Source organism: Bacillus sp. ISL-78 (genome assembly GCF_018613455.1).
Classification (GTDB): Bacteria; Bacillota; Bacilli; order Bacillales; family DSM-1321; genus Peribacillus; species Peribacillus frigoritolerans.
This window is the reverse complement of record NZ_JAGGQC010000026.1, coordinates 215842-227700: the sequence shown is the minus strand read 5'-3', so window position 1 is coordinate 227700 and position 11859 is coordinate 215842. Positions and strand designations below refer to the sequence as shown.

Genomic DNA, 11859 nt, shown 5'->3' with positions numbered 1-11859 from the left:
ATGATTTTATCAATGAGAATGATCTTTTATGATTCATTTCTAATCAAGATTTTGGTAGTTTTATTTCTTTTTTCTTTTTACTTCGAGAAATTTAAAGTATTATCATAATCAATGGCTTTTTGGTAATCCTCCGGTGTATCAACATCCATTAATACCCCCGCATCATCTACATTCATGTACTCCTTTTCGTAACCGCCCAGGACCACACGCAAATTACTTTCTGGATTGGTTTCGAGAATTTTCTGTTTCACTTCGCTTGATAATTTAATGGGATGGCCGCCTTTATAGTCAAAGCTGGGAATAACCACGTTTCCTTTGTGTTTTGCAAGTAGCTGAACAGTCTCTTTTTTTACAAGCGGACAATCGCCGGGTGTTATAAAGAAGGTTGGGGAATTTACTTCATTACAGCCCTTTTGAATGGAATGAAACATTCCCTGGTTAAAGTTTTCATTATAAACAAACTTAATCTGAAATGAATAGGCATTTTCACTGATGATTTTGGCAATTTCCTCTTGGATGATTTCTGCTTGAAATCCAGCTACGACGATGACCCTGCTGCATAATCCTTCAAATTTAGAGATCGTCTGCTCCAATACGCTCATTTGCCCCATCGGCAAAGTCATTTTAAATGCATTCGCTCGGCTGGAATATCCAGCAGCTAGTACGATCGCTTCCATATTCGTCACCCTCTACCTATCATTTTTCTTAAATCTCACAATAAAATCACAAGCGAGGAAGGATTTGCTGTATGGACTATTAAGAGAACATTGTGTTTTTTCTTTATATGCGTAAAAGCCTCATTATATTACTCATTAACCGACTTGATACTATTTTTAAATTAACAATAGATATAAAGAGACTATACATAGTCCTTATTTTAAGAGAATGAGTGTCAGTATTAACCCAGGTTTAATCGAAGAAGCTAAAATTATCGAATTATCAGAGAACGATAATTTTTTTTTAGAATATAAAGAAGCCTTTGCTCTAATGAGCAAAGGCTTCAGTATGTAGACAAACTGGAGTGGGGACCTCTTTACGGAGGTCCCCATTAATGAAGGCAAGTTTTTTTGTTCAAAGGTACAATTCATTACGGTATATCATATCCCATCGAGCTTGTTAATATGTTAAACCATTGCTCTTTTTCCATGCTTAAGTTTAGTGAATCAATGGCGCTGTCCAACCGTTCTTTCTTACCGGATCCAATGATTGGAATGATTTTTGCGGGATGCCTCAACAGCCAGGCATACATCACTTCATCTATTCCGTTAGCCCCGATTTCTTCTTTTACGGTTTCTAATGTTTTTCTTAAGCGGACAGCCTTTTCGTTCGATTCCTCAAAGATGCTGCCTCCTGCTAGCGGTGACCATGCCATAGGAGCAACGCCCTTTTCCTGACATAAGTTCAAGGTTCCGTCTTCGAAGTTTTCAAGATTATATGCCGAAAGCTCCAGCTGATTCGTCACAAGCGGATAGTCTAGATAAGATTGAAGCATATCCCATTGCGGTTTTTTGAAGTTCGATACCCCAAAGTTTCGGACCTTTCCTGATTCCTTTAATTGATTAAACGCCTCAGCCATATCCGCCGGGTCCATCAGGGGATCCGGACGATGAATAAGTAATAAATCAATATAATCCGTTTTAAGATTCATAAGGGATTGTTCAACAGACTTTATGATATGGGTTTTACTAGTATCGTAATGGTGACTTTTATGGGAAGGACGGTTTTCTGATTGAAGAACGATGCCACATTTCGTAACGATCTCCATTTTATCGCGTAATGAAGGCTTTAATGAAAGTGCGTTCCCAAAAATCTCCTCACACGTATAGCTTCCATATATATCGGCGTGATCATATGTAGTGACGCCCCGATCCATTCCGTGTTCAATAAGTGATAGGATATCCTCGGCAGAAAATCTCCAATCTGCCAATCTCCACATACCGTGTACAATGCGTGAAAGACTAAGATCTTCAGTTAGATTGACTCTTTGCATGTTTTTCTCCCCTTTTATAAAATGATTGCGCTTGCTAATTTGTTGTTTGTTTTTCTATCATGATACCCTTCGTTAATCAGTGACAGTATCTATTGCTACCGCCATGAACCTTAGTATAATTTAAATTTTCGGAGAATCCTAATATTGAGTGACCCTTATCTGCCATATTCATTTAACGTAGGTTCATGCAGGAGGATTTCTCCGCCTTCTCGTTGAAGTTCACACGTTATGTACATAAGAAAAAGGCTGCCGCAGCAACCTCCTGAATATTGTTAGTTCTTTTGTGTTTTCTTGTGTAATTCCACGATTTCTATCGCTAAATCTTTTGTTGTCATGGAAGTCATCAAGTGATCTTGAGCATGGATCAAGAGCATTGGAATATCGAATTTCTCACCATTCACTTCTTGTTGAATCAATGCGGTTTGGATTTTATGTGCAGCAACAAACTCATGTTCCGCTTCCTTTAATTTATCCTGGGCATCGCTTGATTTACCTTGTTTTTGCAAGGCGATGGCCTCCATTGCAGAACTGCGGGCATTCCCGCTATGGAGAATTAATTGAAATGATAATTCTGATAGATCCTCTTTTGTTTTCGTCATTTTACCACTCCTTTTGATAGTATGTTATTTTGAAATTAATTGGAGGGCCGTACGCAATACTTCCTTGCCATTACATGTTCCATAATGCATTGGATTTATCGTATCTACAGGTATTCCTTTTTCATTCCCTATTTTCTTTATATCATTAAGCTGATACCGAACTTGAGGGCCTAAAAGAATAACATCCACCTCATTTATATGGTTTCTTACTTCCATAGTGGCAACAGCCTGGATTTTCACGCTCAATCCTTCTTCCACCGCCGCTTTCTCCATCTTATTAACCAAAAGACTAGTGGACATACCTGCAGAACAGCATAATAAAATATTCATCATTATTCCTCCTTATAAATTAGGGTCATGTTATTTAATCAATCTAAATGTGCCCCATGGTTTAATATAATCCAGTAAAAAAAGTTCCTCTTTTACAACATGGGCGACTGCATTTTTACGTTCATCCAATGGCATGTCCCTTAAGATGACTTGAAGTTCGCCTTTGTATTTTCCAAAAGAATCATTGCCGATGAAAACGGCCCCTTTGCGCTGTGGGATACTTTCACGGACTGCAAAATCTTCATTTGCATATTTTTTTCGGACCTCCACTGAACGGACCATATACTCGCTGATATCACCACGGCGAAGGTGTAATTCATCCAGCACAACTTTTTGCTCAATTGGTGACGCATCCGAATGAAGTTCCACTTTCAACTCGATCAAGTCACGCTGTAAGGCCCCCAGCATTCTTAGTTCCTCTTCACTCGCGTAAGCATTCCCAATGATGACATCATCAATTAAACCCGTTGCCCATAGATGCTTGGCTTGTACATCAATTGAAAGTTCACGGTGCTGTTCTAATGTGCATAATCCATCATTTATACTCCATGGACCTATATCACCGGTTTGTGAAGTAACGAATGCAGCTGTACGAATGCCATGTTCTTTAAACCTTTTACTGCAGGAGATGAAGAAGTCATAAGGAAGACCTGTGAATTTTTGGGGATAGAAATTATGACAGCCAATGATTTGATTTTTATTCCCCTGATGCGTCAGAATGTTCGATAAATAATCGACATCATTACTCATATTCAATTCGATTTTCAATCCAAAAGGATTATATGTCATTTTAGCTTCTTTCAAGCCATCGAATCCAAGATCAAGACGAACGCCGTCAGCTCCCATTTCTGCGAAAAAACTTAAATCATCATAGCTAATATTAAACTTATCGAAAACAGCTGGAGCAACATCAAGTATGACTTCCATATGCAGCGCTTTCGCATAGGAAATAATATTTTTATATTCATCCATGACAATTTCATAAGGTTTTGAAACCGATAATAAACAGGTGAAAATTCGTTCAAAACCATAACTATGGGCAAGTTTAATATATTGCTTGTCTTTATCCGGTGTAGATTGTTCCGGATAAATTGAAATACCTAATCTTCTCATAAGCTATCATTCACTCCTTTTCTACTATCTTTCCATTGAGCCCGCTTAGTTTGTAATCCCATTAAATAGTCACGATAGCGGGAGGATACCATTACAGAACAAATAATCGTTGGTACAATGACTATCAAATAATAAGTCGATCCCATTGCGGTAAACAGAAAGATAGAAAAGCTAATGATTAAAATAGACAGGCCAACCGATTTCCAGGGTGTTAAACTTTCACCTAGCCGAGTACGGGAAAAAATGATTTGCGACCCGACAAATGATAGAATGGCGAATATTATTTCAAGCATATTTAATGCCCGCTTTCTTTTCTTCCGGTCCAGCTTCTATTTTATTTTCATCACGTAGATGCTGCTTCTCGAACATCTTGAAAAATGGAAAATAGATCATTAATGAGATGACAAAATTCAATAAAACGAGAACCCCGGCCATGATTGTCCAATTTGTACTGATGACAGCTGCAATTGGACTAAAGACCGTAAACGGCAGTTTAGCCATTATCATCGGTATTAACCCTAATTGAAAGAAGGTATAAGAAACGATGACATTTACCAAAGGGGCAACGATGAATGGAACCATTAAAATGGGGTTCATGACAATCGGCGCTCCAAAAATGATAGGTTCGTTAATATTAAAAATCCCTGGAACAAAGGACAGTTTACCCAGCTCTTTCAAATACTTAGATTTTGAAAATAAGAATAGTACAACAAGTGATAAAGTCGATCCCGCCCCGCCAATCCACACAAACCATTGAATGAATTGTTCGGTAAATAAATTGGGCAAATTCGCTGCATTACCCGTTCTTGCAAATGCATCCATATTTTCGAGAATCGCCGAATCCCACATTGGCCGTATGATCGGACCCAATATTGCCGGTCCATGAATACCCAGCGACCAAAAGAAAACGATGAGAAAGACTGTTAGCAAACCACCTATTAAACTATTACCAACCAATAAATTTTTGAGAGGTGACACCAAAGTAGTGATGATCGAGTTAATGTCAAAGCCCAAACCATAACGAATGCCCCAGAAAAGAAGGACCACGACCAATGTTGGAATCAGGGCTGCAAAGGAATTCGACACCATTGGCGGAACACTATCAGGTAATTTGATTTTTATATCGCGCTTAATGAGAAAATGATAAATTTCTACGGAGATCAAGGATGTTACGATTGCTCCGAATAATGAAGCTGCGCTTAAAGAGCTGATAGGTAACCAGCGACCCGCTTCTATTACTCCTGGAACGGACTCCATGACTTGGGTAGGCACAACACATGTAATCAGAAAAGCTAAGACTGATAGAAGGCCTGCACTGAGCTGATCTAATTTATAATGTCCTGCAAGCGCTGCCCCCACCCCAAAAGCCGCATATAAAGCCATTGCTCCGACCGTAAACCGAAACGGAACATCCAAAGCGGCACGATAAGGCGCAATCCATTCGTCATACCCACTGATTGGAAAATTCAACAAAATAACAAAGAATGATCCAATGATCGTCAGTGGAAGTGTTGCCAGAACACCGTGCCTGATTGCCAGCAGATGTCTTTGTGAACCAATTTTGTTTGCGACTGGAAGCACTTTCATTTCGAGTATCCCCATAAAATTATTCAATAACTTTTCCCCCTTTTGATTAAAATTCTGAAAAAACAAACAATTGCAATAAATAAACATTATAACGTTATATTCATTATGTCAATATGTTTATTAAAAATATGGTTTGTGTTATAAACTTTGAAATCCAAGAATACATAGTGCAGTTATCTATCTTCATTTAGTAAAAGAGGTATAAACCCCCAAGAGCACAAAAAAAGAAAGCAGGAAATTGATCACTGTCAATTTCCTGCTTTCTTTATTGATATCACTTTTCAATTCCAAATTGAGGAGCCAAAATGAACCACAGGCAAACACTTTTCCTAACACTATATTTGTTTAACCTCAATGAAAGGTATATGATAGATTAAAAGACTGAAGGTGGAACGGCCTATCAATTCTGAAACGAGAAAACCAATAAACATTACCCTCAATCCATATTTGACTAATAGACTCACTAATTTGGCTGAAGAAAGAGGCATCCCCATCGAAAGACTGATGGATAAAGCGGTGGACTTGCTGCTTGAATACATGGAAGATAATGATACCGTTAATCAGGTGAAATACAGTAATAACGAAGCGATTGAAAAGAATAATGAATTGATTGCAAAAAGCAGAGAGTTCATCAATAAAAAACAAGCACATAACCCCTAGGTAAAATACTTGTTTCAAATTATTACCCATTCGCTTTCTTCTCCTTGATGACCTGCCAACGCAGGCATACATTATTCGTTCAAGTCCCACTGCGGATTCCAAACGACTTCCCAAAGGTGTCCATCAGGGTCTTGAAAGTGTGCAGAGTATCCTCCCCAGAAAGTGTCATGTGCCGGGTCGGCTATGATCGCCCCAGCATTTTTGGCTTTTTCCAGCACAATATTCACTTCTTCTTTACTTCCTACATTGTGACCAAGGGTAAATTCAGAAGGACTTGCCGGAGACAAAGGAACCTTGGCCTCATGAGCTATATCCTTTCGATTCCATATGGCAAGCTTCAGGCCTTCTTGCATGTCGAAAAAGGCAACGGCTCCTTGCTCAAATTCTTTGCCCACTATTCCTTCTGTTTGAAATCCCAGGCCCTCCCGATAAAATTGCAGCGATTTTTCCAAATCATCCACACCTAATGTAATGACAGTAATACGCGGTTTCATGATTGTCCCCCTCTTACTTACTTTCTCCTTCTAAATTTCATTTATTTTATCTAATTGAATGCCAACAAGAAAAGTCCCTCCCCATCAAGTTGGTTAATTTTAACATCACCCATCTTTTTTTTCATTATTTTTCACTAATCAACTTATTGGTATTTTAAAGTGTAAAATATCTCTCCACTTTAACCGCTCTTAATCCAAGAAAAGGCCCCTCTCGAGAGAAGGGCCTTTAATGGATTGCAATTATCCTTCAAGCTCTTTTTTCTGGTTCAAGAGTTGGAGATATACCCTATCCAATTCCGCTTTTTCCTCTTCCTTCACAACACTGGACAGTTTCCCAAGTGTCTCGACCATTTGCACTTCAATCATAAGAAGTTCAGCCTGTTTATCTTGATGATCATCCTTGCTTGTTGCCGTTTTAGTTGCTTCCTGATTGATGGCAATTACTCTCGAAGGTTCATTTTCAAATGAAAGTGAATGTGTTGCAAGCGATTGGATCAATGAACGATCATGAGTCACAAAAACGATCGTTCCTGGATATGCTTTTAACACTTCGGTTAAAGCCTCTTTAGTATGAATATCCAGGTAATTTGTAGGTTCATCCAAAACCAGTACATTATAGTTTCCCAAAAAAACTTTGGCTAGGGAAGCCCTGACTTTTTCCCCACCGCTTAAAAGTGATACTTGTTTGTGAACGTCATTTCCTTTAAAAGCTAATCGTGATAATAGTGTACGAATAAAGGCTTGATTGTAGGGACTGTCCTCCAATATATTTTCGAGAACCGTTTTATTTTCATTTAAATTTTCTTGTTGTTGGGCAAAAAATCCAATCTTTGCTGGCATCGCGACATATAAATCTGGGTGCCTTTCCACTATCTTTTTCAATAATGTCGTTTTTCCTGAACCATTTTGACCATTGATCGCGAGTCTGCAAGCTAAGGGGACATCTCCGAAAATATGTTGTTTCAGCACCCGTGACCCGACTTTCAGGGAACAGCCATTAAATCGAATGACCCTTTTGCTATGCAAAGATGGAAATTCTGAAATATCAAAGATGATGGGGGGATCTTCCCTCGGTTTTTCTTTTTTTGCTAATTTTTCGATTCGAGTTTCGATCGCTTCAGCAGAACGGTTCAATTTCGCCTTCTGTTTCCCAGAGCTCCGTTTATGCAGCCTTGCTTCTGAATTACCCATTCGTTTAGGGGCTTTCCTAATTGAATCGGATTTGGCTTGGAGGTTTTGTGCAGCCTGTTTCAACCGGTTCTTTTCGCGGGTATACTCTTCATATTGCTTATTTTCATTTTTTGTTTTTGCCTGCTTTTGTTCTATATACGCTTCGTAATTCCCTTCATATACCGTTACCTTGCCTTGCTCAACTTCCCATATTGTTGTACATAGATGATTCAAGAATGCTTTATCATGTGAAGTAAGCAAAATAGCGCCATTAAAAGATTTTAAATCCTTTTCCAATTGTTCAATTCCGGATATATCCAAATGGCTGGTAGGTTCATCCGCTATCAATACATCCGCATTGGAAGAAAGGGCTGCGGCGATTTTTCTTCGGGTTCGTTCACCGCCGCTTATGATTTCTTGATTCTCATCGGGCAGTTTCCATATGCTCGTTAATACCCCGCTTATTTCTTGTTCAGTTTCTTCCATCTGCGGGATATAGCTGACTGTTCCATAGCTCTCGATATGACCGGAATCGGGTTCCCTCACTCCCGCTAGTATAGAAAGCAGGGTCGTTTTACCCTCTCCATTCCTGCCAACCAAACCAACACGGTCATGACTGTAAAGATGAAGTGTATCAACAGAAAGAACTTCACGGCTTCCGTAGCTTTTCTTTAAATCATTCGCTTTTAAAAATAACATAAAAAAATCCCCCTCCATTTTTCTAGAGAGAGATCGCCTGTTACTAAATTAATATACATAAACCAAATATACCTCATCTGATTGGATATCAGAAAAAGTAGTTGTATATGAATTAGTACCTATAAACGAACAGACGAATCCCATCTCTAAACATAATCATTAAAAATCTCACATGGGTATCTAAAAAGATTCTTGTTCAAATGAAAAAATGAATTCACTTTACTTACCGATAAATTCGGTAAGCAAACAAAGTGACGGCTTATTTGCATTGAACATATCTAACCGATTACACCCATTGAAATTGATTCAAGATTTACTGTTTATTTGATAAGATTACTGCTTCATTTTATAAGGTACCTTTTCCTTCCAATGTAATGAATCAATGATTGCATATTATTCATATGTTTGTAAAGCAGATTTATACCTTTTTTGTTCATTCATAATGAAAGAGAGGGTTAATTGGGCTCTACATGGACATGAACATCATACACTCCATGTTCTTTCATCATCACTTTTTCTACATGAGTCGCTATATCATGTGCTTCTTTAATATCCAAGGTGGAATTGACAAGGATCACAACATCAATCACTTCATTGTTCCCGTAATTTCTTCCTTTAATTTCTTTTATCCCCTTGACTCCATCCACATTTGTAATTACATCCTTATATAGATGAATTTTATTTTCATCAAAACCGTCAGAAAGTTCATGCGAGGCTTGACTGAATATGTCCCAGGCTGTTTTGCATATTAATAATCCAACAATGATGGCAGTAAGGGGATCAAGCCAAGGCATGTTTAATTGGGAGCCGAAAATCCCTATAGCTGTTCCTATACTTACCCAAGCATCGGAAATATTATCTTTCGAAGCTGCCATAACGGCTTTACTGTTAATTTTCATAGCAAGCTTTTTATTATATCGGTATACAAAATACATGGCTATTGCTGATAAAACACCTACATACCCGGCAATAATGTCAGGTGATTCCTTTCCACCTTTAAGCATGGAAGCAACAGCATCTATCAATACTTGTACACCAACAGCAAACATGATGAATGAAGCTACCATTGATGCAATCGTTTCACTCTTCCAATGACCATAACCATGATCTTTATCGGGGGGTCTTTGAGCTAGCCTTAAACCGATCAGTACGGCAATTGACGCGATAATATCAGTCGTGTTGTTCAACCCATCCGCTTTTAAAGCCGCTGAGTCGCTTATGTATCCGATAGCCAGCTTCATGATTGATAGACAAATATAAGCAATAATACTGATGATTGCACCACGTTCGCCTAATTTGAGGTCATTATATTTTTGTTCTTCCATTCAACTTCCCCCCACAATTAAGTACCTGAATATAATATCAACTTAAAAATGGGTGGGTCTATAGCAACCTTTTTGTATCTCTTTATATAAGTAAGTGATAGATAACTATGTTGCATAAGGCAAACTGTCTGAAAAGAATGATATTGATGAGTCCCTGATTAAAATCCCCAGATGTCATCACCGCAAAATAACTTCATTCAAATGAGATTCATATGCATTTTCGACTGTAAAACTAAATAAAGTTCCGCTTTCATTGGATTCCAAATTATATTTTATATGTAGTGTCTTAGCTATATCCTCAATTATTTTTAAGCCAAGTCCCTTACTTTTACTTTCGATATCAAAACCAATTCCATTATCCTTGATACTGACCACATTATTTTCAATGGTTATCACAAGTTTATCAGCCTTCGAATGGTTTAAGACATTTTGGAAGACGTTATCGAATAACCTTTGCAGCCACAAGTCATTACTCATCCATTCCAACTCTCCAATTAAAGGATGATATATTAATTCAATACCATGCATGTTATACAAATAGCCCCATTTTTTAACCATCATTTCTAATAAAGCATGCATATTCACTTTATCATTCAAGATATAGGAATTATCGAGCGTATCTGTGGATTGAATATTATATTCATTTGTTAATTCGGAAATATAATTTATTTGTTGATATAGTGATTGTAATAGTGGAGCTTGTTCCGTATATTGGCCTTCTAAATAAAATAATTGTAATCTTACTGCTGTTAAAGGTGTATTGATGTCATGCCTTAATTTATTCAAGAGTTCCTTTTTCATTTCCTCTTGTTGCTTTAGTTCCAATTCCCGATAGGTCGTTCTTTCAATTAGTAAGTTCACCGATTCAGTTAATTCCCCAATTTCATCTTTGCTATTAACCTCTAACTTATTCGGAATCTCCTCATCACTAGCTAAATTCCTGATGGTTTCATTCAATATATTTATTTTATTCAATAGCGAGTTAATAGATTTGGAAAATAAGAAGGCTAACAATAATAGTGATAAAATGAATACTCCCAGCATTGTAGGATATGCAAAAGATTCATGAAAAGGAATGTCACTATTATTGGATTTAAAGGCCATATCATAAATTAGTGACATAAGGATACTGATCATCAGCAATATAAATGGCACGCTTATAACGGCAATAAATAACAATAGCTGGTATTTTTTCTTTAACTTCATTTCTTTATATAGGTATTCAATCTATACCCTTCTCCATATATATTTTGGATGATTTCACCTGTGTTATCATTGATTTTAGTTCTAACTTTTTTTATATGTACATTCATGATATTTTGATTCCTATCTTCGAGCTGCCATAAATATTCAAAGAAATGTTCTTTCGTTAAAATCCGATCCCTATTTTCATATAAATAGAAAAAAATTTTACGCTCTATCGCAGTAAAAACCACTTCATTATGCAAGTCATTATTGAATACCTTCTTATGTTCGGCATCAATATATAAATGTTTGATTTGTGCGAAAGTACCATATTGATTTTCCAGCAACTTCTCCATTCTTAGTAATAGCTCCCTGGGATCAAAAGGCTTAGTCATATAATCCTCACCAATTTTCAAACCTTGAAGTTTGCTATCCATATCATTTCGGGCAGATAGAAAAATGACTGGAATATTCAATCCTAGACTTTTTAGTTTCTTTGTAATTTGATAGCCATCATCTCCTGGCAGCATAACGTCCATAATGACTAAATCGATATCATGGATGATATCTATAATATCTTTTCCTTCTTTCACCCAACGTACATTGTATTCTTCGCGTTGCAAAATTTTTTTCAGTAAATCACCAATCATCCAATCATCTTCAACAATTAAAATATTATATCTTTTCATCACATAGCCTTTCTTTAT

Annotated in this window: 13 protein-coding genes; 1 reads left to right on the top strand and 12 read right to left on the bottom strand. The window is 37.3% G+C overall.

Annotation, left to right across the window (positions count from 1 at the left end; translation table 11 throughout):
* Positions 1-77: 77 nt before the first annotated feature.
* From J7I96_RS21995 to J7I96_RS21965, 7 genes are all read right to left on the bottom strand, one after another.
* Positions 78-677 (bottom strand): nucleotidyltransferase family protein, encoded by a 600-nt coding sequence (locus tag J7I96_RS21995; RefSeq protein WP_214773854.1) that lies wholly within the window; start codon positions 675-677, stop codon positions 78-80.
* 410 nt (positions 678-1087) lie between these two features.
* Complete coding sequence (locus J7I96_RS21990; protein WP_214773855.1) at positions 1088-1990, bottom strand: aldo/keto reductase; 903 nt, start codon at positions 1988-1990, stop codon at positions 1088-1090.
* 272 nt (positions 1991-2262) lie between these two features.
* The gene (locus J7I96_RS21985) at positions 2263-2589 is read right to left on the bottom strand and encodes a PTS sugar transporter subunit IIA (protein ID WP_214773856.1); all 327 of its coding nucleotides are present in this window, start codon (positions 2587-2589) and stop codon (positions 2263-2265) included.
* Positions 2590-2613: 24 nt separating this feature from the next.
* A complete protein-coding gene (locus J7I96_RS21980; RefSeq protein WP_214923779.1) occupies positions 2614-2919 on the bottom strand; it encodes a PTS sugar transporter subunit IIB in 306 nt (101 codons plus the stop codon).
* Positions 2920-2949: 30 nt separating this feature from the next.
* Positions 2950-4032 (bottom strand): DUF871 domain-containing protein, encoded by a 1083-nt coding sequence (locus tag J7I96_RS21975; protein WP_214773858.1) that lies wholly within the window; start codon positions 4030-4032, stop codon positions 2950-2952.
* Complete coding sequence (locus J7I96_RS21970) at positions 4029-4325, bottom strand: hypothetical protein (RefSeq protein ID WP_214773859.1); 297 nt, start codon at positions 4323-4325, stop codon at positions 4029-4031. Before J7I96_RS21970 ends, J7I96_RS21975 begins: the two co-directional genes overlap by 4 nt.
* Complete coding sequence (locus J7I96_RS21965) at positions 4318-5646, bottom strand: PTS sugar transporter subunit IIC (protein WP_214923776.1); 1329 nt, start codon at positions 5644-5646, stop codon at positions 4318-4320. The genes J7I96_RS21970 and J7I96_RS21965 overlap by 8 nt, the downstream gene beginning before the upstream one ends.
* A 360-nt stretch (positions 5647-6006) precedes the next feature.
* Between J7I96_RS21965 and J7I96_RS21960 the strand changes: the two genes are divergently transcribed.
* Positions 6007-6279, top strand: a complete 273-nt coding sequence (locus J7I96_RS21960) for a ribbon-helix-helix domain-containing protein (RefSeq protein ID WP_214923774.1) — start codon at positions 6007-6009, stop codon at positions 6277-6279.
* Between the two features lie 71 nt (positions 6280-6350).
* On the opposite strand, the gene J7I96_RS21955 is transcribed toward J7I96_RS21960, so the two are convergent.
* From J7I96_RS21955 to J7I96_RS21935, 5 genes are all read right to left on the bottom strand, one after another.
* Complete coding sequence (locus tag J7I96_RS21955; RefSeq protein ID WP_214773862.1) at positions 6351-6773, bottom strand: VOC family protein; 423 nt, start codon at positions 6771-6773, stop codon at positions 6351-6353.
* A 240-nt stretch (positions 6774-7013) separates the two neighbouring features.
* Complete coding sequence (gene abc-f / locus J7I96_RS21950) at positions 7014-8642, bottom strand: ribosomal protection-like ABC-F family protein (protein ID WP_214773863.1); 1629 nt, start codon at positions 8640-8642, stop codon at positions 7014-7016.
* A 455-nt stretch (positions 8643-9097) separates the two neighbouring features.
* Entirely contained in the window at positions 9098-9967 is an 870-nt protein-coding gene (locus J7I96_RS21945) for a cation diffusion facilitator family transporter (protein WP_214773864.1), read from the bottom strand.
* Positions 9968-10144: 177 nt separating this feature from the next.
* A complete protein-coding gene (locus J7I96_RS21940; protein WP_214923772.1) occupies positions 10145-11173 on the bottom strand; it encodes a sensor histidine kinase in 1029 nt (342 codons plus the stop codon).
* Positions 11170-11841 carry a response regulator transcription factor gene (locus J7I96_RS21935; protein ID WP_214923770.1) on the bottom strand — a complete coding sequence of 224 codons (672 nt, stop codon included), beginning with the start codon at positions 11839-11841 and terminating at the stop codon, positions 11170-11172. The genes J7I96_RS21940 and J7I96_RS21935 overlap by 4 nt, the downstream gene beginning before the upstream one ends.
* Positions 11842-11859: the final 18 nt, after the last annotated feature.